This window comes from Granulicoccus phenolivorans DSM 17626 = NBRC 107789 = JCM 15570, assembly GCF_000423085.1.
GTDB lineage: Bacteria > Actinomycetota > Actinomycetes > Propionibacteriales > Propionibacteriaceae > Granulicoccus > Granulicoccus phenolivorans.
This window is the reverse complement of sequence record NZ_AUHH01000007.1, coordinates 158,711-184,816: the sequence shown is the minus strand read 5'-3', so window position 1 is coordinate 184,816 and position 26,106 is coordinate 158,711. Positions and strand designations below refer to the sequence as shown.

The window sequence follows — 26,106 nt, the reverse complement described above, 5'->3', positions numbered from 1 at the left end:
CGGGTCTATGACCAGCCCCGGTCCCCATACCAGCGGCTCCTGGCTGCCGGGGTGCTGAGTCCGGCCCAACAAGCCGAGTTGGCCGCGTACAAGGCCACGTTGAAACCGACCGCGATCGCGCACGAGATCGCCGCGATCCAGCACGACCTCACCCGGCTCGCCGGCGGCAAGACGCAACGCCTCGGGCAGCACGTCACCTGGCGTGCCCCCGACATCGCCGCCCTGAAGACCCGTGCCGGCTAACTGTTTCGCGGGGAAAACCATGTGAGGCACGACCCCCACCATCCGGGGGAAAACCACGTGAGGCACGACCCCCACCATCCGGGGACTTGCATGTGAGGCACCACGATGGCCGGACCCGGGCCCGCACGCCGCCTCGTGCCGCGCAGCCCGGCCCCGACCGGGCCGCCGCTGCTGGTTAAACTCAGGGCATGTCCACCCCGAAGCGGACCGTCGCCATTGCCTGCCAGGGCGGGGGCAGCCACACTGCCTTCACCGCCGGAGTCCTGTCACGTCTGCTGCAGCCCGATGTGCTGGAGCACTACGACATCATCGGCCTCAGCGGTACCTCCGGCGGGGCGATCTGCGCGACGATCGCGTGGTCGGCCCTGATCAACGGTCGACCCGAGACCGCCGGGGACCTGCTGACCTCCTTCTGGACGGACAACGCGGCCTCCCTGCCTGCGGAGCGGTTGCTGAACATGTCCCTGCTGTGGGCAAGTCAGTGGGAGGACTGGCTGCCCCGGGCGCAGGCCAGCCCCTACACCCATGGGGGATCGGACTGGTCCTCCGACCTGCTGCGCCGCACCATCGACGGGACCGTCGATGTCGCCGCCGGCCAGGCCCGGGCGCTGGAGCTGGGGGCCGACGCCCCGCTGCTGGTGCTCAGTGCCGTCGACGCGGTGCGGGGCAACTTTCGCGCCTTCTCCAGCCGGGACGGCGACATCTGCACCGACGCGATCCTCGCCTCCGCCGCCATCCCGAACCTCTTCCGCTCGGTGCACCTCGAGGGCGGCACCTACTGGGACGGGCTGTTCTCCCAGAATCCACCGATCCGGGAGTTGCACAACCTGCACCCCGACGAGATCTGGGTGATCCAGGTCAACCCCACCACGGTCTCCCGGGAGCCGAAGACCGCCGCGGAGATCACCAGCCGACGCAACGAGTTGGCCGGGAACCTCTCCCTGTTCCAGGAACTCGCGCACATCGAGGCAATCGATAAGTGGCTGGCCAACGGGACAATCACGTCGCCGACGCTGAAGCACTGCGTCGTCCGGGTGGTGGAGCGGCGGCGTACCTGGCGGACGATGACCTGGGGTGCGGCCAGCAAACTCAATCGCGATCCGGCGTTCATCCAGGAGCTGCTGGCCCTGGGCCGCGAGCAGGCCGAGGAACAGATCCACGGGGTTGCCTTCGAGAAGGCCTGGCGCAGTGGCGATCTCGACCAACTGCTCAGCCACGTCGCCCCCGACGCCGAGTTCGACTCCACCCACCCCGACGCCGCCCTGGCCCCGACCACCGACCGGGACCGGATCCGGCAGTACGTCGCCGATGTCGGCCTGCGCGTGGACAACAGCCGTACCCGGCTGTGCCGGGAACACCTGGAGTGGCAGGTACGCGCCGGCGACCGCCCCGGCACCCGCGCCCGGGTCAAGGTCGATCTGGACACTGCCGGCCGGGCCCGCCGCGTCCGGATCACCGATGACCGGCCCCCGATTCCGGCGGAGTCCACCCGCTGACCGTTTTGCGAAGCTACTGACTCGTAGCTAACCTTGCCTGCCGCAGGCGTACGGCGCGTCGACTTGACGACCGGGCGATTTCGATCAGGCGGATACCTTCCCATCGGTCCCGGCAGGTGTGTAAGGATGGCACCTCACGGCAGTGGTCGAGGCATCGTGGTCGAGGCACGGAGCGCCAGGCTCTCGGACGGATTCCGGATCAGGCCCCCGTCCCTTTTCGCATACCCACACCCTGTGGATAACTTTGTGGGCAACTGCGTACCATCGGTGGATGAGCAGGGAAGGAACGGCGTGAGCATGAGCGACCAGAGTCAACCGGTGCCGGACGAACGGCTGGCGGCAGCCTGGGCCCACGCCGTGGCCGAGGCGCCGCAGAACCACCGCGCCTGGTTGCGTCGCTGCAGCCCGCAGGCCCTGCACGGCTCCACCGTCATCGTCGCGGTCTCCGACGATTTCACCCGGCAACGGATCGAATCCAAGTTGCGCGTTCCGATCGAGAACGCGCTCACCGAACACTTCGGCACCCAGGCCCAGATCGCCCTGGTGATCGACGCCTCGCTGGCCGACCAGCCCGAGTTGCCCGAGTCGCCCGCCTCGATCAGTGTCGCCGAACCCGCACCCACCGACCACAACGGCGCGGAACCCGCCCTGGCCGAGACCAGGCTCAACCCGAAGTACTCCTTCGAGAGCTTCGTGATCGGCTCCTCCAACCGGTTCGCCCATGCCGCCGCGGTGGCGGTCGCCGAGGCGCCGGGCAAGGCGTACAACCCGTTGCTGATCTACGGCGATTCGGGACTGGGCAAGACCCACCTGCTGCACGCCCTGGGCCACTACGTCCGCAACTACTACGACCGGGTCCGGGTGCGCTACGTCTCCACCGAGGAGATGACCAACGACTTCATCAACGCCATCTCGGAGAACCGGACCGCCGAGTTCCGCCGGCGCTATCGCGAGGTCGACGTGCTGCTGATCGACGATGTGCAGTTCCTGGAGTCGAAGATCCAGACCCAGGAGGAGTTCTTCCACACCTTCAATACCCTGCACAACGCGCAGAAGCAGATCGTGATGACCTCCGACCGCCCGCCGCGGCTGCTGGAGGCGCTCGAACCGCGCCTGCGCACCCGGTTCGAGGCCGGTCTGGTCACCGACGTGCAGGCCCCGGACCTGGAGACCAGGATCGCGATCCTGAAGAAGAAGGCGGCCCAGGAGCGTCTCACGGTGACCCTGGACGTGCTGGAGTTCATCGCCGATCGGATCCAGAAGAACATCCGCGAGCTCGAGGGCGCGCTGATCCGGGTGACCGCGTTCGCCTCGCTGAACCGGACCCCGGTGACCATGGAACTGGCCAAGCAGGTGCTGAAGGATCTGCTGCCCGACGGCGGCTCCACCGAGATCAACGCCGCGATGATCATGGCCGAGACGGCCACCTACTTCGATGTCAGCATCGAGGATCTGTGCGGCCCGTCACGGGTGCACAACCTCGCCCAGGCCCGCCAGATCGCGATGTACCTGTGCCGGGAACTGACCGATCTGTCGCTGCCCAAGATCGGTCAGCAGGTCGGCAACCGGGACCACACGACCGTCATGCACGCGGCCAAGAAGATCAACAAGATGATGAGTGAGAACCGCGCGGTCTACGACCAGGTCACCGAACTCACCAACCGGATCAAGCAGAAGGCCCAGCGCGGCTGAGCCCGGTCCGGGCCGCACACAATTGTGCTGTGTACGCCTGTGGAGAACTGGGGATCAGCTGTGGACGCCCGGTTGTGCACAGGCACTCATCCTCAACTCACAATCGTGTCATTTCGATCCGTCCACGTCGGCGTGCACACCGTCAAACCCACGCCGACAAGCCGAAACCTGGGTTATCCCCAGTATCCACAGCGGCTATGACGACTACTGAATTACAATTACCGAGATTCAATCTAAGGAGCTGCCGGTGGAATTGTGCATGCGCACCGGGCAGCTCTCCCGCCGGGCCCTGCTGGCAGCGGGAGTGTCGCTGACCCTGGCCGCCTGTACGCCCGCCCCGGCACCGAGCGCCGACCCGAGTCCGACTCCTACGCCGGCCCCCACCCCCGAACCCTCGGCGCTGCCCTTCGCCGCGGTCGGCACCGGTCGGCCCGGCGCGTTGACCCTGCCGCCGGAGTACACCTACCGCGTCCTGCTCGGCTGGGGAGATCCGGTACTCGCCGGTGCCGGCAGCTTCGACCTGGCCGCGCAGACCGAGTCCCGGCAACGCCTGAGCGCCGGCTACGAACCCGCTGCCACGGCCCTGCTGCCGCTGGATGCCCAGACCCCGATCCAGGACCGGGCCCTGCTGTGGGTCAGTCACGCCGGGACCGATCCGACCCTGATGTTCGCCGACTATGCCCGCGGTCGACCGACCCCCGACCAGGTCGCGATCCAGCTCGCCGCGGTCGGCGGCACCGTGCTCGAGGTCACCCGCGGTGGCGATGGTCAGTGGGTTCCGGTTCTCGACAGCCCCCGCAATCGGCGGGTCACCGGCACCGATCCGATTCTCCTGACCGGTCCGCTGGCCGGCCATCCCAGCCTGCGTACCCGCTTCGATCCCCAGGGCACCCGCGCCGAGGGACTGCTCGGCAGCCGCACCGCGACCGCGACCCCCTGGGGCACCTTCCTGGCCGGGGAGACGACCGCCGACCGGTTCTTCGGGGACTTCACCCGGGACCGCTACCCCGAGCCGTTGCGCCGCGAGTTGGAGAGCTACCAGCCGCGTACCGACATCGCTCAGGCCGACCTGCGGCTGCAGCAGAACCGGTTCAGCCTGAGCACCGAACCGCAGGAGCTGTGCCGCTTCGGCTACGTCGTCGAGGTCGACCCCGGCCCGCAGCCGGTCACCGTACGCAAGCACACCGCCCTGGGCCGGCTGCGGCACAGCGGACTGACCGTCCGGGTCTCGGGCACCGGTCGCGTGGTCGTCTACACCGCCGACGCCCAGACCGGTCACTGCTGGTACAAGTTCATCAGCGCCGGACGGGTGGGCAATGCCGACCTGCTCGAGCGGGGCACCCTGTACGCCGCCCGCTTCGATCCCGGCGGCTCGGGGGCCTGGCTCCCGCTCACCCACGGCACCGGTGCCCTGGCCGCGCCCGCGTTCACCGATCCCGCCGACGTGTTGCTGCGTACGCGGGAGGCCGCCCGGGCCGTCGGGGCCACCGCCCTGGATGCCCCAGTGGCCACGGCGGTCCGCCCGGGCGACGGTCAGGTCTGGCTGGCGCTGTCCGGCGACCCGGACCGGACCACTACCGATGCGGCCAACCCGCGCCGCAACAACCGCTGGGGACACCTGATCGCGGTCTCCGAGGCCGGTGGGGATCCGGCGGCGCTGAGCTTCGGCTGGGAGATCCCGGTCCGTTGCGGCGACCCGAGCGATACCGGATCCGACCCGTACTTCGCCGGTCTGGACCCGGCCCGGTGCAGCCCGGTGGCCGCCGTCGACAGCCTCGCCTTCGACCCCACCGGCGTCGCCTGGCTGGGCACCTCGGGGCAACCCGAGGCCCTGCGCAAGCCGGAGCAGGTCGATGGACTGTCCGCCCTGGTCACCACCGGGGCCCAGCGCGGCCTGCTGTCCCGGTTCGTCGCCGGCCTGAGCGGATCGGCGCTGACCGGGCTGACCGCCACCCCTGACGGCACCGCCCTGATCGCGGCCGTCCCCAGCCCCGGCCGCGGCTCCACCCTGCCCACGCCGAGTGAGTCCTGGCCCGATACTCGCACCGCCGGCACCGCCCGGCCGGCCGTGATCGCCCTCACCCGGACCACGGCGAAGGCCCCGCTGCTGGGCCGTTGACCGCCGCCGATGGCCCGACGTGGGGGCAGGGTAACTTCTGGGTATGATCGTCGAGCCCCGGAGTGCCCCGGGTTCGGAACAGGCAGGAGCGACCGTGAAGATTCGTCTCGAACGTGACGTGCTGGCCGAGGCCGTCCAGTGGGTGGCGCGGACTCTGCCGTCGCGTCCCAGCGTGCCGGTGCTGGCCGGCCTGCTGGTGCGTACCGACGACAACGGGATCGTCTTCTCCGGCTTCGACTACGAGTCCTCCGGCCAGGTGCAGGTCGCGGCCACCGTCCATGACGAGGGCGAGGCGCTGGTCTCGGGCAAGCTGTTCGCCGACATCTCCAAGCAACTGCCGAACCACCCGGTCGAGATCGAGGCCGATGAGTCGAAGATGGTGCTGACCTGCGGACACGTCCGGTTCGTGCTGCAGACCCTGCCGCTGGCGGAGTACCCGGCGCTGCCGACGATGCCGCCGGTGGCCGGCACCGTGGACACCTCGGTGTTCAACGAGGCCGTGAGCCAGGTGGCGGTCGCCGCGCGACGGGACTCCGACTCCCGCCCGATGACCACCAGCGTCCGGGTCGAGATCAACGGCGACCGGATGAGCCTGATGGCCTCCGACCTGTACCGGCTGGCGTACAAGGAGCTCACCTGGTCCCCGGCCTCGCCGAACGCCTCGATGGAGGCGCTGGTCAAGGCGAAGACGTTGGCCGACATCGCCAAGTCGATGACCAGTGGCGAGGAGATCACGATCGCGCTGTCGGACAACTCCGAGGACGGCCTGATCGGTTTCCAGGTCTCGGGCTCTGCCGGGCAGCGGCAGTCCACCACGCGGCTGATGGATCACGAGTTCCCCAAGGTCCGCCAGCTGCTGGAGATCGAGCCGCTGGTCACCGTCCGGGTGGACACCGCCGAACTGATCGCGGCCGCGCGCCGGGTGGCCCTGGTGGCGGAGTCGAACACCCCGCTGCGGATGCTGGTGCGCTCCGACGGGATCGCCCTGGAGGCGGCTACCGGGGACCAGGCCCAGGCCCACGAAGAGGTCGACGCCTTCGTCAGCAACCACGGCACCGATGATCCGCTGAAGGCCGCCGGGTTCAACCCGGCCTTCCTGCTGGATGCGCTCAACGCGCTGGATCGGCCCTTCGCCCAGTTCTCCTTCACCCAGTCGGCCAAGCCCTGCCTGATCGTCGGCCTGGCCGAGATCGACGGCGAGCCCGACACCGATTACAAGCACGTCATCATGCTGATCCGGCTCCCCAGCTGAGCCGACCCCTGCCCTCCCGGGCCGCCGCGTCGACGCGTAGATTCGGCCTGTACGCGGATCCGCACAGGTACGCCGTCGGCGTACCGGAACAGGGGGCAGCGATGAGCGAGCAGGACTTCCGGATCGAGCACGACACGATGGGAGAGGTCCGGGTACCGGCGCAGGCGCTGTACGCGGCACAGACCCAACGGGCGGTGGAGAACTTTCCGATCTCGGGCCGGCCGATCGACCCGGCCCTGATCGTGGCCCTGGCCCGGATCAAGAAGGCGGCCGCGGCGACCAATGCGGAACTGGGCGTGATCAGCGCGGAGCAGGCCGAGGTGATCGGTCGGGCCGCCGATGAGGTGATCGCCGGTCAACACCTGGACCAGTACCCGATCGATGTCTTCCAGACCGGCTCGGGCACCTCCTCGAACATGAACACCAACGAGGTGCTGGCCACCCTGGCCGGCCGGCTGCTCGGCTCCCCGGTGCATCCCAATGACGTGGTGAACGCCTCGCAGTCGAGCAATGACGTGTTCCCCTCGGCGATGCACCTGGCCACCACCGAGCAGCTCACCGGGGTTCTGATCCCGGCCCTGACGGTCCTGGCGGAATCCTTGGAGCGGGCGGCCGAACGCTTCGCGACGGTGGTGAAGTCCGGCCGGACCCATCTGATGGACGCCACCCCGGTGACCCTGGGGCAGGAATTCGGCGGGTACGCCCAGCAGGTCCGTCGCGGCATCGTGCGGATCGAGGCGGTGCTGCCCCGGGTGGCCGAACTGCCGCTGGGCGGGACGGCGGTCGGCACCGGGATCAACGCGCCGGCCGGGTTCGCCGCGGCCACGATCGAGAAGTTGGCCGCCGAAACCGGGCTCGCGCTGACCGAGGCGGAGAATCATTTCGAGGCGGCCTCGGCCCGCGACGGTCTAGTGGAGGCGTCCGGGGCGCTGCGGACGATCGCCGGGAGCCTGACCAAGATCGCCAACGACCTGCGCTGGATGGGGTCGGGGCCGCGTACCGGCCTGGCCGAGATCCGGATTCCCGATCTGCAGCCGGGCTCCTCGATCATGCCCGGCAAGGTCAATCCGGTGATCTGTGAGGCCACCGTGCAGGTCTGCGGGCAGGTGTTCGGCAACGATGCCGCGGTGGCGTACGCCGGGAGCCAGGGCAACTTCGAACTGAACGTGATGTTGCCGCTGATCGCCCGCAATGTGCTGGAGTCGATCCGGCTGCTGGCGAATGTGAGCCGGTTGCTGGCCGAGAAATGCGTCGACGGGATCGAGGCGAACGTCGAGACCGCCAAGCGGTACGCGGAATCCTCGACCTCGATCGTGACCCCGCTGAATCGCTACATCGGGTATGAGAACGCGGCCAAGGCGGCCAAGCACGCCCTGGCGGAGAATCTCACCGTCCGCGAAGCCGTGATCGATCTGGGCTTCGTGGACGGTGAGCGGCTCACCGAGGAGCAGCTGGATCGGGCCCTGGACGTGCTGTCCATGACCGAACCGAGCTGACTGACCGAACCGAGCTGACCGCCGGGGCTGAGGTAACCGATCGGGTCAGCGGACGACGCCGAACCCACCGGTCCAGGTGATCTTCTCCCCGGCGGCCAGGGTCAGTTGCAGGAAGCCCATCGCCTCCAGCTCGCGGGCCCGGGACAGCGCCCCGGCATCGATGGCCTGCAGCCCGCCGGCGGTGACCAGCCCGGCCAGGGTGTTCTTGGCGGCGGTGTCGTCCCCGGCGATCAGGACGGTGGTGGTGAGGTCCCCGACCTTGCCGGCGGCCAGGGTCGCGGCGAAGGTGGTGTTGAACGCCTTCAGGACCTTCGCGGTCGGCAGCTGCTGCTGCAGCCCGGCGGCGGCCGAAGAGTCGGCCGGCACGACCAGGGAGTCGAAGGTCTCGAAGTTCAGCGGGTTGGTGATGTCGACCACGATCTTGCCGGCGAACTGGTCGCCGTAGGCGGCGACGATGTCGGCGAGTGCGGGATAGGGGACGGCCAGGACGACCACATCGCCGGCCAGCGGGGCCGAACCGGTGTTGGCCCGGTCGATGTAGGTGACGTCGGCGCCGCCCTTGGCGAACACCCCGCCGATCGCGTTGGCCATGTTGCCGGTGCCGATGATGCTGACTGCGCTCATTTCATCCTCCAGAAGTTCTTGATGATTCAACTATAGAGCGAAGATGAATCTTCAACAAGTCCCTTGCGCAATCTTTTCGGGTTTGAAATCCGATTCGGGACCGAAGAGGGGAGCAGGAGACACCACCGGCGATGGCGCCAAGGGTGGTGTCTCCTGCGATCAAGAGTCCGCCTCGGCGGTGGCGGGAACGGTGTCCTCGTCGACCCAGTCGAAGGTGCGGGTCACCGCTTTGCGCCAACAACGATAAAGACGCTCCCGTTCGGCGGGCAATCCACCCGGCTGCCATGTTTTCTGTTGGCGCCAGTTCTGGGCGATCTCGTCCTGGTCGGCCCAGAAGTCGACCGCCAGTCCCGCCGCGTACGCCGCCCCCAGCGCGGTGGTCTCGGTGACCGCGGGACGGATCACCGGCACGTCGAGCTGATCGGCCTGGAACTGCATCAGCAGCTCGTTGCCGGTCATCCCGCCGTCGACGCGCAGCTCCCGCAGCGGCACCCGGGAGTCGTTGTTCATCGCGTCGACCACGTCCCGGGTCTGGTACGCCGCGGCCTCCAGCGCGGCCCGGGCCAGATGATGTTTGGTGACGAACCGGGTCAGCCCGACCAGGGCCCCGCGGGCATCGGGCCGCCAGTAGGGGGCGTACAGACCGGAGAACGCCGGCACCAGATAGGCCCCGCCGTTGTCCGGTACCGCGGCGGCCAATTCCTCGATGTCGGCGGACTTCTCCAGCAGCCCCAGATTGTCCCGCAGCCACTGCACCAGCGACCCGGTGACCGCGATCGAACCCTCCAGCGCATAGGTCGCCGGACGGTCCCCGATCCGGGCCGCCACCGTGGTGATCAGCCCGTTGCGGGACAGCATCGGAGCCTCGCCGGTGTTCAGCAGCAGGAAATTGCCGGTCCCGTAGGTGTTCTTGGCCATCCCGGGGTTGAAACAGGCCTGGCCGAACAGGGCGGCCTGTTGATCGCCCAGGACGCCGGTGATCGGCAGCCCGGCCAGCGGGGTCTCCGCGCGGACCGTGCCGTACACCTCACTGGAGGAGCTGATCCGCGGCAGCATGGACAGCGGGATCCCCAGGCGTCGACACAGCTCGGGATCCCACTGCAGCGTCTGCAGATCCATCAACAGGGTGCGGGAGGCGTTGGTGACATCGGTGCGGTGCTCGCCGCCGTCGACACCGCCGGTGAGATTCCAGATCAGCCAGGTGTCCATCGTGCCGAACAACAGGTCCCCGGCCTCGGCCGCCGCGCGGGCACCGGGCACCTGGTCCAACAGCCAGGCGATCTTCGGACCGGCGAAGTAGGTGGTCACCGGGAGGCCGGTCACGGTGGTGAAGCGGGTGGCGTCCTCGGCGATCAGTCGGTCACAGATGGCCTGGGTGCGGGTGTCCTGCCAGACGATCGCGTGGTGGATCGGTACGCCGGTGTGCCGATCCCACACCACGGTCGTCTCGCGCTGATTCGTGATCCCGATCGTGGCGATCCGACGGGTGCTCAGGCCGCTGCGGACCATCGCCTCCGACATCGCCAGCCGGGTCTGCTGCCAGATCTCCGCCGCGTCGTGTTCGACCCAGCCGGCGCGGGGGAAGATCTGGCGGTGTTCGTTCTGGCCGGTCGCCACGATCTGCCCGTCGTGGTCGAAGACGATGGCGCGAGAGCTGGTGGTTCCCTGGTCGATCGCGAGCACATGGTCGGGCTGCATCCCGACAACGTAGCGCCTGTCAGGCGGCCCGGGTACTCGGGGTGACCCAACTGCGCCCGTCCCGGCCGGTGGCGAACACATCGATGTCCCAGTGCGCCAGCGCCAGCTCCAGGGTGGATTCGCCTCCGGCCAGAATCGCGGTGGCCAGCACGTCGGCCGCCACGATGTCGTCGGCGGCGACACTGACCTGGCGGTAGGTGGCGTCCCCGAAACGGCGCCACACGTGCTCCCCGCGATCGCGGCCGCCGGCCGAGGCGATGGCGCGCCGGGCGTGCGGGGCGTACTGCTCGAGCAGGGCGGGACGATGCGCCGGATCGAGCAGATTCTGCGTCCACGCCTCGCCGACCGGCGCCCGACCGTGCCGCCACAGGTCGCCGCCGGCGTTGATCAGCCAGTCCTGGTGCCCGGCCGCGGTCAGCAGGTCGCCGGCCTCCTGGATGGCCAGGGCCTTGACGATGCCGAACAGGTCGATGTGACCGGCCGGGTGGTGCGGGGTGAAGGCGCCGTCGGTGCGGGCGCCCCAGTCGACCGCGGCCCAGTAGGTTGCCCGGAACTCCGCGGAGGTGGCGTCCAGGGGCAGCTCATGGCGGGCCACTTGGCGGGCCTCGGAGTCGCGATGCAGGCTGAACCGCTGCTCGCGCTCGGCGAAGGCCTCCTCGATCCCGAGTGCGGTGTCCGGGCTGATCCGCGTGTGCGACTGCACCGCGATCAGGGTGTCCATCGCGGTGAACACGAGGGGCGCGAACTTGCTCACGGTGCCGGGCCTGGTGCTGAGCTGGGTCATGGGTTGCTCCGGATTTCTTTTCGGTGAGTGGATGGGGAAGGTGGTCCGGGTGGGCTGCGGTCAGCCGAGGTCGGGGGACCAGTGCAGCCGGCGCCGGTCGACGCCGTCGGCGCGGGCGTCGGCGAGGACCAGTCGGGTCACGTCGGCCGGGCCGCAGACATAGAGGTCGGAGTCGATCAGGTTCGGGGCGAAGTTGCGCAGCCGGAAGGCGTGCTTGCCCAGCGGCAGCCAGCTCGGGCTGCCGTCGCCGAACCGACCGCGGTGGCCGAGCAGGACATACAGCCCGGCCCCGCGCCGGCGGCACAGTTGTTGGATCTCGGGCAGCAGGTACGCCCGGTCGGCGCTGGTGGCGCGGATCACCACGGTCGCGTGGCCGGGGGCGAAGTCGAGGGTCTCCAGCAGCGTACGGACCACTGCGGTGCCGTGTCCGATCCCGACCAGCACGACGTCGCGGGCCGTCCGGGCGGGATTGGTGACCAGGGCGTACGGGCCGGTGAACCAGACCCGGGTGCCCGGGCGGACCGGTGCCGGGGGTTTCCCGGCCGTGCGCCGCGCGGGGCGCAGGGTCACTTCCAGCAGGCCGTGTTCGGCATCGAGTCGACCGGCGGCGCGGGCCAGGGCGTACCGGGACTGCTGGCGCCACCGGGTCGGGGTGAGCAGGCGCACATGCAGATACCGGCTGCCACCGGCGAGCAGGTCCTCGACCCGGCGCCCGGACAGCCACACGGTGATCGCGCCGGGGTCACCCGGTTCGCCGGGCGCCACCGCGTGCACCCGCAGCCGGTGGGTCAGGTTGGCCACCAGCGGGCCGACCAGGCCGAAGCCCAGCGCGGTGGCCGCGGCAAGGATGCCGAGCGTGAGCCAACCGGCCCGGAACCACGGGTCGCCGAGCAGCAACGCATAGTCGTGCAGCGCGCCGGGGTTGTCGCCCAGTGCGTACCCGCCGGCCACCAGCAGGGCCTCGGCGATCAGGGCCACCGGCAGCCAGAGGATCAACAGGCGCCGCCCGGCGGCGGCCCGGTCGGCGCCGAGGAGGTCGTCGACCGCGGGAATGCCCACAGCGAGCAGGATCAGTACCGCCGCCGCGGCGACACTGAGCAGACCGAGCAGCACCCCGACGGTGGTGAGCACATCACCGGTGGTGTCGATCGAGGCGGTGCCCGAGCGCAGGTACGCCACCACCGTGGTGAGCAGGGCCAGCGCCGCCAGCCCCGCCCCGATCACCGGCACGGCCACCCGCACCGGGGCGACGCCCGGCGGGAGCGCCCCGCGCGGACCGCGGAACGATTCGACCGTCGGAGCGGGCCCGGCGGGATCGGCCGGCTGGGTCGCCCGGCGCTGCAGGGCCACGGATCGGTTCATGGCTCCACAGTTCGCCGCTCACCTGTGTGCGGCCTGTGGTTGCGCTGCTGCCCGCGTATGGATCCACGCAGGGGCCGAACGGCTCAGGCGGTGAAGGCGGCCGGGGGCAGCCCGTCCCCGGGATCGACCACGATCAGCAGGTCGGCCCGGTTCTCCACGCCGAAGGCCACCTTGTAGGTGACCTCACCTCCGGCGGGGATGTCCTCGGCGGGCTGGGCCACCCCCTGGCCCGGATCGGTGATCGGCTCACCGTTGCCGGAACCCGACTGGGCGGTGATGGCGAGCTTGCTCGGGGCGTACGGCTGCCCGGTGCCGTTGGTCACCCGGACCTCGAGCACGATCCGGTCGGTGAACTTGCCGCCACCGGAACCGCCGGTCGGTTCGAAGGTCTGCGGTTGTCCGATGGAGACCTGCAGACCGTTCTCCCAGGTCGTGGTCTGGCCGAACCGGGCGCCGCCGGTGTTCGGTTCCCCGTCGGGTGTCGCGGTCGGCGAGCCCGGTGAGGCCGAAGCGCCGGCCGTCGCCGGGCCCGACGGGGTACCGGGGGCCGGAGCCTGCGGCGTACCGCCCACCTGGGGTCCCTGGCGCGGAGAAAAACTGACGCTGGGGGTCTGCTGCTGCTGGGCCGGTCCGGTGGAGCACCCGGCCAGGCCGCCCAGCGCCAGAATCAGGGCCCCCGCCGCGATACCGCGGATCACGCCAGGTACCAGACCAGGTCCGTCTGCAGGGTGCTCGGGTCGCTCTCCCCGGTGGGTTCGGTGACATAGAGCTCGAGCATGTTCTCGCTCGGCTCCTGACCCTGGGTGACGATCCACTGGGCGAACTCCGGCCACGCCTGGCTCAACCCGTCGTAGGCGCCGAAATAGCTGGCCACCGCGACCTTGCCGGCCGGCAACTCGACCGGAATCACGTCACCGGAGGCCGTGCACGGGTCGGGGATCTCGAAACCCACCTCGAGGGTGACGGTCTCTCCGGGGACGCCCAGGTAGTGCCCGAAAGCGGCGCCCGAGGGGTCATGGCCCTGGGCACTGAGCACTTCGAGGACTTGGGTGAAGGCCCGGTCATAGAAGGGGCCGAGCTCGTCGCGACGGACGGTGTCCCGGACGACGGCGGCATGACTGGCAGTGCGATCGGTCACTTGCTGATTGCTCAGAACGCTCATGCAGCAATCCTAGGCAGCCCGGCCGACGGTGACCCCGCCGGTGTGACCGAAATTTGTTGTAAAGGTTCGATAAATACCCTTGACAAACTTTTGTTCGATTTGGAGTTGCCGTTTGTTGCCTTCTAGACTCAGCCGCATGCCTGCTGCTTCCTTCTCCGACGATGAATTCGATCGCTTCCTGAACGGCCTGAACGGTGGGTCGGACACGGTGCAGGTGCAGCCGCTGGAGGTCTACCCCGAAGAGATCCCGGCCCGCTACCGGCCCAAGCTGATGACCGCCGACGGCCGCCGGATCGACCCCGCCGTACTCACCGTGCAGTGGCAGGAACGGGGCCGGATGATCATGATCTCCATGCTCTCGGTCGCGACCGTCCTGCTGTTCCTGCTGATGGTGCTTGCGCTGCTGGGCTGATTCCGGCCGCTTACAGTTCGGCTCAGTGCGGCCTCCGGCCGCTTACAGTTCGGATCAGTGCGGCCTCCGGCCGCTTACAGTTCGGATCAGTGCGGCCTCCGGCCGCTTACAGTGGTCGCCATGACGCAGCCCCCCATGCAGCCCGGGCCCTATCCGCCCGGTCAACCGCAGCACTATCCCGCCCCACCGACCTATCCCGCATCTTCGGGCCATCCCCAGTGGCAGGGCTACCCCCGCCCGGGTTCGGTCGAGCCGGACGGCAACGCGTACACCATGCCGGCGGCTCCACCGATGGCTGTGCCGGGCGCCCCGGCGCCGCAGGCCCTGGGCACCCTGGTGCTGAACGTACAGGGCAGTGTGCTGACCCAGTCGTTCGTCCCGCCGACGCTGACCATCAACGGCAATCCGGTACGGATCGGCTACGGCCGCAACGTGATCCCGTGCCCGTCGGGCCGGCACCATCTGCAGGTCCACATGCAGTGGATGCGCCAGTACGGTCAGGCGGCCATGGATGTGAACATTGCCCCGGGCCAGACTGTCGAGGTCTTCTACGCCGGGCCGTACAACCAGTTCAGCACCGGCGCGATCGGCTTCCAGCAGCAGCGGCACGGGGGCGCGGGGCTGTTGGTCGGGATCCTGGTCGGCAGCCTTGCGCTGGTCATGCTGATCGTCCTGTTCGGCCTGGTGGCGGCGTCCTTCTGACCGCAGTCCCGGCACCGGCCCCCGGTCGTCATCCGGACCGGGATCATCGTCCGGAGTGAGCGTTCGCTCTATGCTGGCCCGACATGCTCGGTGAGCCGACAGGAGGGTCGATGACCGGCAGCGACCCGGATGACTGGCGGCACCAGGTACCGGCCAGCCTCAGCCCGATTCTGTCGGCGACCCTCGAGGTGCTGGTCGAGCGGGGATTCCACGGCGCCTCGGTACGCGAGATCGCCCAGCGCGCCGGCCTGACCGTACCGGCCCTCTACTACCACCACCACAGCAAGGAAGGGCTGCTGCTCGAACTGCTCCTGCAGATCGAGACGCCGATCGCGCGGTACGCCGAACTGGCCGCCGCGGACGGAGCCGATCCGGTGGAACGGCTGTCCCACGTGACCGAGTGCCTGGTGCTGTGGATGACCCGGCAGGCCTCCGCCGCGGTGGTGGACACCAGCGAATCGCGCTATCTCGGCGGCCCGGCCCGCGCCCGCTATGCCGAGGTCCGCGACCGGATCGAGATCGCCGTGCGCGGGGTGGTTGCCGACGGCGTGGCTGCCGGCGACTTCACCGTCGACGACGTGGCCACCACCGTCCGGGCCATCCTGGGCATGTTGCAGTCGATCGCTCGCTGGTACCGGACCACCGGGCCGCAGCCCCCCGAGCAGATCGCGGCCCGCTACGTCCGGCTGGTGCTGCGGATGGTCGGCGTCCGCGAAGTCGCGGCGCCGGGCTGACCGGCCCGCTCAGCCCGGAGTGTCGGTGAAGACCGCGGGCCGGCGCTCCCGGAAAGCGGTCACCCCTTCGACGAAGTCGCCGCCGCGCAGCAGCCCGAGCTGGCCGCCGCGTTCGGTCTCCAGGGCCGCCGGCAGATGCGGCAGGGTGGCCTGATTGATCGCCGCCTTGGTCCGGGCCAGGGCGGCCGCCGGGCCGCCGGCCAGGGTCGCCACCACTTCGGCCACGACCGACTCCAACTCCTCGGCCGGCGCCACCCGGGCGACCAGGCCGAGGCTCAGCGCCTCCGCTGCACTCAACCGCTCCGCGAGCAGAGCCAGTCGCAGTGCGGTACCGCGCCCGATCGAGGCGGCCACCAGAGCGGTCGCGCCCCCGTCGGGCATCAGCCCCACCCGGGCGAACGCGAGCTGGAAGTACGCCGCGGCGGAGGCCACCACCAGATCGGCGGCCAGCGCGAGGGAGACCCCGATCCCCGCACACGGGCCCTGGATGACCGAGACCACCGGCAGGGGTGAGCGGGTCAGCTCCAGCACCAGGCGATTGGCCGCATCCAGGGTCGGGGCGCCGGTATTGTCGGCGTCCGCGATCGCACCGAGGTCGGCCCCGGAGCAGAAGGCCCGGCCGCTGCCGCGCAGCACGATCACCCGATCCTCGGGATCCGGGGTGGCGACCGCCTGCGCCAGGGCGGTCAACGTTGCCTCATCGACGGCATTGAGGGTCTCGGGGGAATCGATGGTGAGCGTGCGTACGCCCCCCTCCCGCCGGATCGTCAGCCGCGCCTGTCGTACGGTCTCACCCACGGGTCCTCCTGTGTTCGGGTCGCTCGGATTCGGGTCGCAACGGTGCCCGGGAGCCCCGTTGCCGGACCCAGCGTACGTGCTAGCGTCGATCTAGCGCTCGCTAAGTGCCCAACGGGGGGCCGCGTGATGAGGGAGTTCTCGATGGATGTTTCCGGACAGGTAGCGCTGGTCACCGGAGGGGCGTCGGGCCTGGGCCTGGCCACCGCGCGGGCCCTGCAGGCCAAGGGGGCCAAGGTCGTGATCCTCGACCTGCCGACCTCGGCGGGCGCGCAGATAGCCCGGGAGAGCGGAGCAGACATCCGGTTCGCCCCGGCCGATGTGCGCCGGGAGGCCGACGTGGCCGCCGCGATCGGGGTGGCCGACGACCTCGGCGACCTGCGCGTGGTGGTCAACTGTGCCGGGGTGGGCGATGCCGCCCGGGTCGTCGGCAAGAACGGGCCGTTCCCGCTGGAGGTGTTCCAGCGGGTGCTGGAGATCAACCTGTTGGGCACCTTCAACGTCATCCGGCTGACCGCGGCCCGGATGCAGCAACTGGACGTGCTCGACGGCGAACGCGGCCTGATCGTCAACACCGCCTCGGTCGCCGCATTCGAGGGCCAGATCGGGCAGGCGGCGTACTCGGCGTCCAAGGGCGGCGTGGTGGCGATGACCCTGCCGATCGCCCGGGAGCTCGCCGCCACCCAGATCCGGGTGAACACGATCGCGCCGGGGCTGTTCGAAACCCCGATGCTGGCCGGGCTGCCCGAGGAGGCCCGGCAATCGCTCGGCCAGCAGGTGCCGCATCCCGCGCGGCTGGGCAACCCGCGGGAGTACGCGCTGCTGGTCACCCAGATCGCGGAGAACCCGATGCTCAACGGCGAGACCATTCGCCTGGACGGCGCGATCCGGATGGCGGCGCGATGACGGCCCGGGCGCGATGAACCCCGGGCCGCTGGCGGGCCTGCGGGTCGTCGAACTTGCCGGGATCGGTCCCGGCCCGCACGCGGCGATGGTGCTGGCCGATCTGGGTGCCGACGTCGTACGGATCGATCGCCCGGTACCGCCCGGGGCCGAAGCCGGGCCGGTGGACTGGCTGCTGCGCGGACGCCGGTCGGTGGCCGCCGACCTGAAGAGCCCCGCCGACCGGGACCTGGTGCTGGACCTGATCGAGCGCGCCGACGTGCTGATCGAAGGATTCCGCCCCGGGGTGGCCGAGCGGCTCGGGGTGGGCCCGGAGGACTGCCGGGTCCGCAATCCGCGGCTGATCTACGGCCGGATCACCGGCTGGGGCCAGGAGGGTCCCCGGGCGCACACCGCCGGGCACGACCTGAACTACCTGTCGCTGACCGGGGGCCTGTACGCCATCGGGCGCCGGGGCGAGCGTCCGGTTCCGCCACTGAACCTGGTCGCCGACATCGGTGGCGGATCGCTGATGCTGCTGATCGGCGTACTGGCGGCGCTGCTGGAGCGTGGCCGGACCGGTCGCGGCCAGGTGATCGATGCGGCGATGGTCGACGGGACCGCCACCGTCCTGCAACTGGTGCTGGGCTGGCGCGGGATGGGGCTGTGGGGCGATGAGCGCGGGACCAATCTGCTCGACGGCGGCGCCCCGTTCTACGACACCTACGCCTGTGCCGGGGGTGGCTATGTCGCCGTCGCGGCCCTGGAGCCCCAGTTCTACGCCGAACTGCTCGCGGGTCTCGGGCTGGCCCCCGGGGATCTCCCCGAGCGCGACGATCCGGCGAACTGGCCGGACCTGCGGGCAGTGTTCACCGCGGCGTTCGCCGCGCGGAGTCGGGAGGAGTGGACCGCGGTGTTCGCGGGCACCGATGCCTGTGTGACCCCGGTGCGCTCCTTCGCCGAGGCCGCCGAGGATCCGCATCTGGCGGCCCGGGGCAGCCTGGTCGAGTGGGGTGGGGTGTCGCAGGCCGCGGCGGCGCCCCGATTCTCCGAGCATCCCGAGCCGGCCGTGCCGACCCCGCCCCCGGCGCCGGGCGCCGACACCGCGGCCGTGCTGGCGGACTGGCTGTCCCACCCGCCGACCGATCGTTAGGCGGCGATCCCGGCCCAGCGGCCCAGCGCCGCCGCGGCGGCGCCGACGATCACCACCACCAGGTACGGGGCGCGCAGGACCAGGGCAACCGCGGCCGCCCCGACGGCGAGCAGGCGCGCATCCAGAGTGAGGTGGGTCCCGGAGACCACGGTGTTGGTGACCACCAGCGAGGTCAGCAGGCCCACGGTGAGGATCTGGCTGGCCCGCATCACCCAGGGTCGGGCCAGCCACCGGCGCGGCAACAGGTAACCGGCCAGCTTGGTGGCGTACGCGATCACGCAGGCGACTGCGATCCACAGCCAGACCTCGAGGTTGCCCAGGGCGTTCATCGGTGGGTCCGTTCGATCAGCAGCCAGCAGGCCACCGCTCCGGCCCCGGCGATCAGGATCGGTACGCCGGCCGGCACGAACGGCACGGCGAGCATGGTGAGGAAGGCGCAGACCACCGCCACCACGATCGGCTCGCGGCCCTTCAGCCGCGGCCACAGCAGCCCGAGGAAGGCGGCCGCCGCGGCCCCGTCCAGCCCCCAGACCTTGGGGTCACCCAGGGCCTCCCCGGCCAGGGCGCCGAGCAGGGTGAACAGGTTCCACAGCAGGTAGACGCCGACCCCGGCGGTCCAGAACCCGCGGCGGATCTCGGCCGGATCGGTCTGCGCGGTCGCGGTGGCCATCGATTCGTCGATGGTCAGGTGGGCCTGCAGCGGCATCAGGCGCGGCGAGGGGCGGCTCAGGGCGGACAACTGCACCCCGTAGATCGCATTGCGGACCCCGAGCAGGGAGGCCGCGGAGGTGGCCGCGGCCAACGTTCCGCCACCGGAGAGTACGCCGACGAAGGCGAACTGCGATCCGCCGGTGAACATCAGCAGGCTCAGCGCGCAGGCCTGGGCGACGCTGAGGCCGGCCGCCACCGCGAGGGCGCCGAAGGAGATGCCGTAGAGCCCGACCGCCACCGAGATGGACAGCCCCGACCGGACGGCAGGCGTGAGGCGGGTGGACGGCGAGGGCACCGCGTCACTCTAACCTGCATCGGTGGATTTGCTCGATCGGACCATATGTCTTTGTCTAAGGAAGACTCTAGAGAGGTGGATAGGACCCGATCGCGTCCGATCATCGGGAGACGATCATGGAGTCTCCCTGTTTCTGCGAACTTTTCTATACAGGGAAATAGCAGTGTCGACGGCGCGATCGTGCGGTTCGATCAAGGGTCACGTTCTGTCGGTCTTTGGGGCGTTCAGGGGGCGGCTTGCGGGTGCTCCGGGCGGTACGCGGGTTGTCCTGGCTGCTCGCGGGTTGTCCTGGCTGCTCGCGGGTTGTCCTGGCTGCTCGCGGGTTGTCCTGGCGGTACGCGGGTCCTCCTGGCTGCTGGCGGTTCCACATTGGGCCCGCGGTCCCTGCAGCGCCCGCGGACCCGAATCCAACCCGCGCCACCGAACTCGGCCCGCGTACCGATCCACCCCGATAGGGCTCTCTCAGGGTGTCTTCTGTTGATAGTAGATGTCCCTAGAAAGAGTGATCGACCGGATCCCGGTGTCTGATCCACCGGTGCCCGGACCGTGACGTGCCCGGACGCCGCGGGCGGTGCACGGGTTGTCCTGGCTGCTCGCGGTTCCACGTCTGGCCCGCGGTCCCTGCAGCGCCCGCGGACACGAATCCAACCCGCGCCGCCGAACTGGACCCGCGTACCCGGACATGACCCGCGCCGCTAAGTCTGTTGATCGCGGTGCTCCTGGCGGCGCGTGGGTGCACAGGGCGGTACGTGGGTGCACATGGCGGTACGCGGGTCCTCCTGGCTGCTCGCGGTTCCACGTATGGCGCGCGGTCCCTGCAGCGCCCGCGGACACGAATCCAGCCCGCGCCGCCGAACTGGACCCGCGTACCCGAATCAATCCGTTAGTGCCCCATCAGGACATCTTCTGTTGATAGTAGATGTCCCTAGAAAGAGTGATCGACCGGATCCCCCATGGCTGATCCACCGGTGCCCGGACCGTGTCGTGCCCGGATGCCGCGGGCGGTACGCGGGTTGTCCGGGCGGTACGCGGGTTGTCCTGGCTGCTGGCGGTTCCACGTCTGGCCCGCGGTCCCTGCAGTGCCCGCGGACACGAATCCAACCCGCGCCGTCGAACTCGGCCCGCGAACCAGTCCACCCCGATAGGGCTCTCTCAGGGTATCTTCTGTTCAAGATAGACAATCCTAGAAAAAATGATCGACCGAATCCCGGATGGATGATCCACCGGTGCCCGGACCGTGGCGTGCCCGCACACCGCGGCCGGGAGAGCGGGTCGGCGCGCAAGTTTTGCCCGAACCGGGCAGGATGGACCCGACCGTACGCCGCCGGTCCGATCGACAGTCCACTCGCAGGAGCAACATGACTGGACAAAGAGCCATCCCCGAATCCATTCGGACCGCAGACCCGACCGTGCTCGCGCTGGCGGTGGCCGCGGTTCAGGGGTCGATCCCCGACTTCTTCTGGGAGGAGTCGACCGCGGTGGGCGGGCCGCAGGCGTACCTGCGTCGCCTGGAGATCTCCGGGGTCCGGCCGATCGAGGCGCGCTCCGCGCTGGAGCTGGCCCCGGTCCCGGGGCTGCACGTGGTGCACGTGTCCGACCCGGCGATCGGCCATCTGTTCGCGACCGCGACCGACCTGGCCGTGACCGGGACCGAACACCCCAGTCCGGGGCGTACGCCGGCCGGCGCGCCGGCGAAGTCCGACCCGGCGCAGTCCGGCGCCCAGCGGGACTTTCCGCGGATCACCGTCGAACTCGACGGAGCCACCGTCTCCCGGCACGAGCTGATCGTGGAGTGGGAGCATCCCGACACCCTGGAATCCCCGCAGCGCCACGTGCACCGCGGTCGCGGCAGCAACACCGGGATCGAGGCGTTGCAGTGGGGCCACAACCCGGAACTGCGCCGCCCGGTGCTGCCCTTCCGCGACGAGCGGGAGAGCCGCGACCGGGTCGCCGCGGGGATCGAGCTGCTCACCCGCCTGCTCGATGAGCACAGCACCCAGATCCGGACCGAGGAGGCCGTCCGCACGCGGTTGACCACCGTCCTCACCGAGGACGGCCAGCCCCAGTGGCAGCTGCTGGCCGATCTGCTGCCGGCCCAGCTCGGCGACGACATCGACGATCGCTCCTTCGATCGGGTGCGCACGATGCACGAGGGGCAGCCGCGCACCGCTGAGGGCATCGCCGCGATCGAATTGCCCCGTGACACGGTCGTGGACCAGGCGGCCACCGAACTGGAGCGAGTGGCGGCCGAAATGGAGCGGGATCCCGCGGCGTCGCTGCAGCTGCCCCAGGCGTTGGCGTCCGCGTGGCGGGTGGTGGGCACCCCGCCGCGCTATCTCGGGCAGACCGACCTGGCATTGGCGAGCCAACCGGCGGCGGCCGAGGCCTGGCGGGAGTGGCTGGTGCCCGAGACCGATCCCGGCGTCCTCGCGCAGAAGCTGCGCACCCAGTATCCGGTGCTGGTGGAGACCACCCGGGCCTGGCAGGAGGAGGCCGCGCGGGTCGAGGCGGGCCGCGGCACGGTGCGCCACGAGGTCGACACCTGGCGAGAGAGCTACCGGCGTACCCGCGGACTCAATGCGCATCGCCCGCAGTTGCAGGCGGCCACCGAGCTGTTGACCGAACTGGCCGCGCTGCCCGACGTCGACCTGGCGTATGCGCTGGTGGCCCTGCAGGTACGCAATGCCGCCCAGCCGTCCCCGTTCGGCTTCATCGTGATCGAGGACCCGCTGCAGACCGCGAATCTGGATGAGTGCCAGCAGGCCCTGACCGCGCTGAAGCCGGTCGGGCAACGGGCCCAGGTGGTGTTGCTGACCTGTTCGGACCGGCTCGCCGACCTGGCCGGCGCCCAGGGGGCGACCACGCTGGGCCTGGTCCCCGCCGAGGGCCGATCGGTGGTCACCCGCGCCTGGATCGACCCGGTGCAGCGCTGCCTGGATCGGGCCTGGCTGGTCTGCGACGACTCCGAGCTGGACCCGATGGAACGGGGGCAGCAGGCCGCCGCGATCCTGACCGAGGCCCTCGACACCGCGGCCCTGGTCCGGTTCCTCACCGAGGGGCTGCAGCTGGGCCGGGGCGGGAAGTACCTCGAGCAGCGCTGGGCCGATGCCAGCACCACCGCCGAGCGGGTCCGGCTGGCGCTGAACCTGACCGACGTCGACGCCTGGGCCGCGGTCACCCAGGACCGGCGCTACGCCCTGGATCTGTCGGTCTCCGACATGATCGAACCGAGCTATATCCGGCCGGCGATCCTGTCGGTGTCCCGCGCGGTGGAGCACATCCGCGGCTGACCGTCCCAGCGGCCCGGGGGGAGGGTCGGGTCCGGAGGAAAGATGAGGGCCGCTACCGCAGTATTGGCTCGTCTAGGACACGGTCAAGAGTCCCGGATATCTCCACAGCGGGTGGTAGCGTGCGCTCGACGATCCGGACGGGGCAAGATGGTCCGTACAGTCCCGAATTCGGCGTGCGCCCCGCCGAAGCACGACCCGCAGAGGGAGTCCTGAGCCATGCAGCCACCCGCTCAGCCGACCGTTGATCAGCAGGCCGCGCGGATTGCGTTGGCTGCCCTGCGCGGGCCCGAGGCGCTGGACGCGGTGCTGTCCGCGGTCGGCGTCCCGACCGTCGCCGGGCCCGCGGTCCGGCTGCGTCGGATCGACCTGCGAAATATCGCCGGGTTCGGGCCGCGGTGCAACCTGGAACTCGACGCGCACCCCGGCCTGACGGTGCTGACCGTCCCGGATCCGACCCTGCGCGACCGGCTCACCCAACTGATCGAGAGCGGCCTGACCGGGGCGGCGTACGCCGGCGAGCAGTCGACCGCGCAGGTGGTGCTGGATCTGGCCGCAAGCACCGGACGGGTGGAGATCCGCACCGACTGGCCCGACCCGGACAATCCCGAGCCGCGCCGCACGATCCACGCGCCCGGCCTCCCGACCGCGGGGGAGCGGGGCGAGCGCCCGGCCTGGCTGCGTCCGGACCGGCGGGTGGTGGTCACCGCACCCGAGATCGACGTCGCCGGCGTCCCCGAGGCGGTACCGGGCGACCTCCTGACCACCCGGATCGAGCAGATCGACCGGGTGCTGGCCACCGAACAGGACCTCCGCGAGGAGGTCCGCTCGGCCCTGCTCGGCCTGGGCGACAAGGGTGCGGCCGCCGCGAGCCTGCTGCCCGGCGACTACGAGCACACCGTCGATTTCGGCACGATGACCGATCTGGTCGCCGACCACTACGAGCGTGTCGAAATGCTCCAGGCGATCCTGCGGCTGCGGGTGCCCGACGCCCACGAGGCCGGCCGGCTCGCGGACCTGCTGGAGACCGCGCCGACCCACCGCCTGGTGGCTGAGGCCTGGGCGTACATCGGGGCGCCGCCGGCGCTGCTGGCCCAGCGCACGGTCCGGCTGCAGCGCCAGTCCGCCGCGCTGGCTGCCTGGCACGAGTGGACGATGGTCAGCGACGACCCGGCCGAGTTGGCCGCCCACCTGCGTACCCAGCCCGCCCTGGCCGAGGCGACCTGGCTGTGGCAGGACGAGGCCGAGGACACCCTGGCCGTGGAGGAGGTCTGGACCCAGGTCGAGTACTGGGCGAGTGCTTACCGGGCCGGCCGGCGTGGCCTGCGGCTGCGGCAACTGCTGTGCCGGGCCGGCGAACTGCTGGACTCCCTGCAGCGCTTCTCGGTGCGCAACGCCGCGGTGCTGATGATCGACCTGGTGATCGCCCGGGCCGTGGTCGAGGCCCCCGGCTTCCTGGTGCTCGAGCTGCCGCCGCCGATCCCCGGGGCGGGCCCGGCGAAGGCCGAGATCTCCCAGATGCTGTCGCGGTTGCTGCAGCTGGCCCAGCGTGAGCAGGTGATCGTGCTCACCTCCGGCGACGACCTGGCCGCGGCGGTACGCCGGCGCGACGCCCGGGCGCAACTGCTGCTGGTCGCCGCCGACGAACACCGGCGGGTGCTCCCGCAGCCGTGGACCGACCCGGCCCAGCGCGCGATCGATCGCGCCTGGGCGGTGACCGACGACCCCGCGCTGGATCCGGGGGTGAAGTCGGAGGAGCTCGCGGCCCTGCTGCGGCAGGCCCTCGAGCGCGCGGCCGAGGAACGATTCCTGGCCGGCAACGGGATCCGCAGCGAGTGGGAGCAGTCGGGGGACCTGGGCAGCCGGCTCGAACTGGCCCTGGGGGTGAGCGACCTGAGCGACTGGGCGCTCGCCAGCGCCGATCGCCGCCAGGCCCTGGACCTGATCGGCTGCGAAGTCGTCGAACCGCGGGCCCACCGCGGCGCGATCCTGGCGGTGAGCCGGACGGTGGATCACATCCGGACCGGTGCCCCTGCGTGAGGCACCGCTAGATGTACGTGGACCATCTGACGCTGGCCGACTACCGCTCCTACGAGTCGGTCGACCTGCCGCTGACCGCCGGGGTGACGCTGTTCGTCGGGGCGAACGGGCAGGGCAAGACCAACCTGGTGGAGGCGATCGAATACCTGTCGGTGCTCGGCTCGCACCGGGTGTCCTCGGAGGTTCCGCTGGTCCGCGCCGGCGCGGAGCGCGCGATCGTCCGCGCCCAGGTCCGGGCCGGGCTGGACGACCCCCGCGCGTTGCAGCTGGAGGTCGAGATCAACCCGGGCCGGGCGAACCGGGCCCGACTGAACAGGTCCCCGCTGAGCCGTCCCCGGGAACTGCTCGGGATCCTGCGGACGGTGCTGTTCTCCCCGGAGGACCTGGCGATCATCAAGGGGGATCCGGCCCAGCGACGCGCCTTCCTGGACGGCCTGGTGGTCACCCGCTGGCCGCGGATGGCCGGGGTGAAGGCCGACTACGACAAGACCCTGAAACAGCGCAACAGTCTGCTCAAGGACCTGGCCGGCAAGGGTACGCGTCGCCCCGATCCGTACGCCGCTTCCACCCTGGAGGTCTGGGACGGCCAACTGGCCCGCTTCGGCGCCGAACTCCTGGCTGCCCGGCTGGATACCCTGGCCGATCTGATGCCGCTGGCCGCCACGGCGTACGCCGAGATCGCGCCGACCAATAATGAGGCCACCGCGCAGTACCGGACCACCGTGGAACTGCCGGCCGAGCACAGCGACGCCGCCCTGGAACAGGCCCTGCTCGCAGCGCTCGCCGCCCAGCGCACCGACGAACTGGCCCGCGGCCTCACCCTGATCGGCCCGCACCGCGATGACATCGCCTTCGAGCTCGGCGCGCTGCCCGCCAAGGGATATGCCTCGCACGGGGAGTCCTGGTCCTACGCGCTGGCGCTCAAGCTGGGGGCCTTCGCCCTGCTGCAGGCTGACGGGATCGAACCGGTGCTGGTCCTCGACGACGTGTTCGCCGAGCTCGACGCGACCCGGCGGCAGCGGCTGGCCGAACGGGTGCACGGTGCCGAACAGGTCCTGGTCACCGCCGCCGTCGGGGAGGACGTGCCGGCCTCCCTGGTCGGGGTCCGCTACCGGGTCAGCCGAACGGACGGGGTGAGCCGGCAGGAGCCCGCATAGGATGGGCACG

The 26,106-nt window shown here is 70.4% G+C and carries 22 protein-coding genes and 1 pseudogene; 14 read left to right on the top strand and 9 right to left on the bottom strand.

From position 1 onward, the window contains the following. From G531_RS20130 to G531_RS0103270, 6 genes and pseudogenes are all read left to right on the top strand, one after another. Window positions 1–243, top strand: a pseudogene (locus G531_RS20130) (hypothetical protein); the annotation flags it as partial. Window positions 244–431: 188 nt separating this feature from the next. After that, window positions 432–1,739: a patatin-like phospholipase family protein gene (locus G531_RS20125; protein ID WP_051214983.1), complete on the top strand. Its 1,308-nt coding sequence runs from the start codon at window positions 432–434 to the stop codon at window positions 1,737–1,739. 297 nt (window positions 1,740–2,036) lie between these two features. Then, the gene (gene dnaA, locus G531_RS0103285) at window positions 2,037–3,431 is read left to right on the top strand and encodes a chromosomal replication initiator protein DnaA (RefSeq protein WP_026926157.1); all 1,395 of its coding nucleotides are present in this window, start codon (window positions 2,037–2,039) and stop codon (window positions 3,429–3,431) included. 247 nt (window positions 3,432–3,678) lie between these two features. Continuing rightward, window positions 3,679–5,550 (top strand): PhoX family protein, encoded by a 1,872-nt coding sequence (locus tag G531_RS20120; RefSeq protein WP_145978743.1) that lies wholly within the window; start codon window positions 3,679–3,681, stop codon window positions 5,548–5,550. Between the two features lie 94 nt (window positions 5,551–5,644). Beyond that, on the top strand, window positions 5,645–6,802 hold the full coding sequence (dnaN, locus tag G531_RS0103275) for a DNA polymerase III subunit beta (RefSeq protein WP_026926156.1): 1,158 nt from the start codon (window positions 5,645–5,647) through the stop codon (window positions 6,800–6,802). A 101-nt stretch (window positions 6,803–6,903) separates the two neighbouring features. Beyond that, window positions 6,904–8,298, top strand: a complete 1,395-nt coding sequence (locus G531_RS0103270; RefSeq protein ID WP_026926155.1) for a class II fumarate hydratase — start codon at window positions 6,904–6,906, stop codon at window positions 8,296–8,298. 45 nt (window positions 8,299–8,343) lie between these two features. Here the strand turns inward: G531_RS0103270 and G531_RS0103265 are convergent, their stop codons facing one another. The 6 genes from G531_RS0103265 to G531_RS0103240 all read right to left on the bottom strand — a co-directional run bounded on the left by G531_RS0103265 (window position 8,344) and on the right by G531_RS0103240 (window position 13,928). After that, a complete protein-coding gene (locus tag G531_RS0103265) occupies window positions 8,344–8,922 on the bottom strand; it encodes an NADPH-dependent F420 reductase (protein WP_026926154.1) in 579 nt (192 codons plus the stop codon). 159 nt (window positions 8,923–9,081) lie between these two features. Further along, window positions 9,082–10,620 carry a glycerol kinase GlpK gene (gene glpK, locus G531_RS0103260; RefSeq protein WP_026926153.1) on the bottom strand — a complete coding sequence of 513 codons (1,539 nt, stop codon included), beginning with the start codon at window positions 10,618–10,620 and terminating at the stop codon, window positions 9,082–9,084. 19 nt (window positions 10,621–10,639) lie between these two features. After that, entirely contained in the window at window positions 10,640–11,404 is a 765-nt protein-coding gene (locus G531_RS0103255; RefSeq protein ID WP_026926152.1) for an FAD:protein FMN transferase, read from the bottom strand. Between the two features lie 60 nt (window positions 11,405–11,464). After that, the gene (locus G531_RS0103250; RefSeq protein ID WP_026926151.1) at window positions 11,465–12,766 is read right to left on the bottom strand and encodes a ferric reductase-like transmembrane domain-containing protein; all 1,302 of its coding nucleotides are present in this window, start codon (window positions 12,764–12,766) and stop codon (window positions 11,465–11,467) included. Window positions 12,767–12,849: 83 nt separating this feature from the next. Then, a complete protein-coding gene (locus G531_RS0103245) occupies window positions 12,850–13,464 on the bottom strand; it encodes a dynein light intermediate chain family protein (RefSeq protein ID WP_026926150.1) in 615 nt (204 codons plus the stop codon). Further along, complete coding sequence (locus G531_RS0103240) at window positions 13,461–13,928, bottom strand: GyrI-like domain-containing protein (protein ID WP_051214981.1); 468 nt, start codon at window positions 13,926–13,928, stop codon at window positions 13,461–13,463. Before G531_RS0103240 ends, G531_RS0103245 begins: the two co-directional genes overlap by 4 nt. Before the next feature lie 136 nt (window positions 13,929–14,064). On the opposite strand from G531_RS0103240, the gene G531_RS0103235 reads away from it, so the two are divergent. The 3 genes from G531_RS0103235 to G531_RS0103225 all read left to right on the top strand — a co-directional run bounded on the left by G531_RS0103235 (window position 14,065) and on the right by G531_RS0103225 (window position 15,776). Next, window positions 14,065–14,340 (top strand): hypothetical protein, encoded by a 276-nt coding sequence (locus tag G531_RS0103235; RefSeq protein ID WP_026926148.1) that lies wholly within the window; start codon window positions 14,065–14,067, stop codon window positions 14,338–14,340. A gap of 120 nt (window positions 14,341–14,460) precedes the next feature. Continuing rightward, window positions 14,461–15,042, top strand: coding sequence for a hypothetical protein (locus tag G531_RS0103230; RefSeq protein ID WP_145978742.1), 582 nt, complete (start codon window positions 14,461–14,463; stop codon window positions 15,040–15,042). A gap of 110 nt (window positions 15,043–15,152) precedes the next feature. After that, window positions 15,153–15,776, top strand: a complete 624-nt coding sequence (locus G531_RS0103225; protein WP_026926146.1) for a TetR/AcrR family transcriptional regulator — start codon at window positions 15,153–15,155, stop codon at window positions 15,774–15,776. Between the two features lie 9 nt (window positions 15,777–15,785). On the opposite strand, the gene G531_RS0103220 is transcribed toward G531_RS0103225, so the two are convergent. Continuing rightward, complete coding sequence (locus G531_RS0103220; protein WP_026926145.1) at window positions 15,786–16,574, bottom strand: enoyl-CoA hydratase-related protein; 789 nt, start codon at window positions 16,572–16,574, stop codon at window positions 15,786–15,788. A gap of 141 nt (window positions 16,575–16,715) precedes the next feature. Between G531_RS0103220 and G531_RS0103215 the strand changes: the two genes are divergently transcribed. Together G531_RS0103215 and G531_RS0103210 are read left to right on the top strand one after the other, a co-directional pair. Further along, window positions 16,716–17,477 (top strand): 3-hydroxyacyl-CoA dehydrogenase, encoded by a 762-nt coding sequence (locus tag G531_RS0103215; protein WP_026926144.1) that lies wholly within the window; start codon window positions 16,716–16,718, stop codon window positions 17,475–17,477. A gap of 13 nt (window positions 17,478–17,490) precedes the next feature. Then, window positions 17,491–18,606, top strand: coding sequence for a CaiB/BaiF CoA transferase family protein (locus tag G531_RS0103210; protein ID WP_026926143.1), 1,116 nt, complete (start codon window positions 17,491–17,493; stop codon window positions 18,604–18,606). Here the strand turns inward: G531_RS0103210 and G531_RS0103205 are convergent. Both G531_RS0103205 and G531_RS20115 read right to left on the bottom strand, forming a co-directional pair. Beyond that, complete coding sequence (locus G531_RS0103205) at window positions 18,603–18,935, bottom strand: AzlD domain-containing protein (RefSeq protein WP_026926142.1); 333 nt, start codon at window positions 18,933–18,935, stop codon at window positions 18,603–18,605. The genes G531_RS0103210 and G531_RS0103205 overlap by 4 nt on opposite strands. Then, window positions 18,932–19,612 (bottom strand): AzlC family ABC transporter permease, encoded by a 681-nt coding sequence (locus tag G531_RS20115; protein WP_051214980.1) that lies wholly within the window; start codon window positions 19,610–19,612, stop codon window positions 18,932–18,934. The genes G531_RS0103205 and G531_RS20115 overlap by 4 nt, the downstream gene beginning before the upstream one ends. 1,358 nt (window positions 19,613–20,970) lie before the next feature. Between G531_RS20115 and G531_RS0103195 the strand changes: the two genes are divergently transcribed. The 3 genes from G531_RS0103195 to recF all read left to right on the top strand — a co-directional run bounded on the left by G531_RS0103195 (window position 20,971) and on the right by recF (window position 26,096). Then, window positions 20,971–22,902, top strand: a complete 1,932-nt coding sequence (locus G531_RS0103195) for a hypothetical protein (protein ID WP_145978741.1) — start codon at window positions 20,971–20,973, stop codon at window positions 22,900–22,902. 216 nt (window positions 22,903–23,118) lie between these two features. Continuing rightward, entirely contained in the window at window positions 23,119–24,939 is a 1,821-nt protein-coding gene (locus tag G531_RS0103190) for a hypothetical protein (RefSeq protein WP_026926140.1), read from the top strand. Between the two features lie 11 nt (window positions 24,940–24,950). Beyond that, window positions 24,951–26,096 (top strand): DNA replication/repair protein RecF, encoded by a 1,146-nt coding sequence (gene recF, locus G531_RS0103185; protein WP_026926139.1) that lies wholly within the window; start codon window positions 24,951–24,953, stop codon window positions 26,094–26,096. The last annotated feature ends 10 nt before the right edge of the window (window positions 26,097–26,106 follow it).

Excerpts from the sequence above, each read along its gene's own strand:
- G531_RS20125 (WP_051214983.1), top strand. The coding sequence starts at position 432 with ATGTCCACCCCGAAGCGGACCGTCGCCATTGCCTGCCAGGGCGGGGGC.
- dnaA (WP_026926157.1), top strand. The coding sequence starts at position 2,037 with ATGAGCGACCAGAGTCAACCGGTGCCGGACGAACGGCTGGCGGCAGCC.
- G531_RS0103270 (WP_026926155.1), top strand. The coding sequence starts at position 6,904 with ATGAGCGAGCAGGACTTCCGGATCGAGCACGACACGATGGGAGAGGTC.
- G531_RS0103265 (WP_026926154.1), bottom strand. The coding sequence starts at position 8,922 with ATGAGCGCAGTCAGCATCATCGGCACCGGCAACATGGCCAACGCGATC.
- glpK (WP_026926153.1), bottom strand. The coding sequence starts at position 10,620 with ATGCAGCCCGACCATGTGCTCGCGATCGACCAGGGAACCACCAGCTCT.
- G531_RS0103255 (WP_026926152.1), bottom strand. The coding sequence starts at position 11,404 with ATGACCCAGCTCAGCACCAGGCCCGGCACCGTGAGCAAGTTCGCGCCC.
- G531_RS0103250 (WP_026926151.1), bottom strand. The coding sequence starts at position 12,766 with ATGAACCGATCCGTGGCCCTGCAGCGCCGGGCGACCCAGCCGGCCGAT.
- G531_RS0103240 (WP_051214981.1), bottom strand. The coding sequence starts at position 13,928 with ATGAGCGTTCTGAGCAATCAGCAAGTGACCGATCGCACTGCCAGTCAT.
- G531_RS0103235 (WP_026926148.1), top strand. The coding sequence starts at position 14,065 with ATGCCTGCTGCTTCCTTCTCCGACGATGAATTCGATCGCTTCCTGAAC.
- G531_RS0103230 (WP_145978742.1), top strand. The coding sequence starts at position 14,461 with ATGACGCAGCCCCCCATGCAGCCCGGGCCCTATCCGCCCGGTCAACCG.
- G531_RS0103225 (WP_026926146.1), top strand. The coding sequence starts at position 15,153 with ATGACCGGCAGCGACCCGGATGACTGGCGGCACCAGGTACCGGCCAGC.
- G531_RS0103215 (WP_026926144.1), top strand. The coding sequence starts at position 16,716 with ATGGATGTTTCCGGACAGGTAGCGCTGGTCACCGGAGGGGCGTCGGGC.
- G531_RS0103210 (WP_026926143.1), top strand. The coding sequence starts at position 17,491 with ATGAACCCCGGGCCGCTGGCGGGCCTGCGGGTCGTCGAACTTGCCGGG.
- G531_RS0103205 (WP_026926142.1), bottom strand. The coding sequence starts at position 18,935 with ATGAACGCCCTGGGCAACCTCGAGGTCTGGCTGTGGATCGCAGTCGCC.
- G531_RS0103195 (WP_145978741.1), top strand. The coding sequence starts at position 20,971 with ATGACTGGACAAAGAGCCATCCCCGAATCCATTCGGACCGCAGACCCG.
- G531_RS0103190 (WP_026926140.1), top strand. The coding sequence starts at position 23,119 with ATGCAGCCACCCGCTCAGCCGACCGTTGATCAGCAGGCCGCGCGGATT.
- recF (WP_026926139.1), top strand. The coding sequence starts at position 24,951 with ATGTACGTGGACCATCTGACGCTGGCCGACTACCGCTCCTACGAGTCG.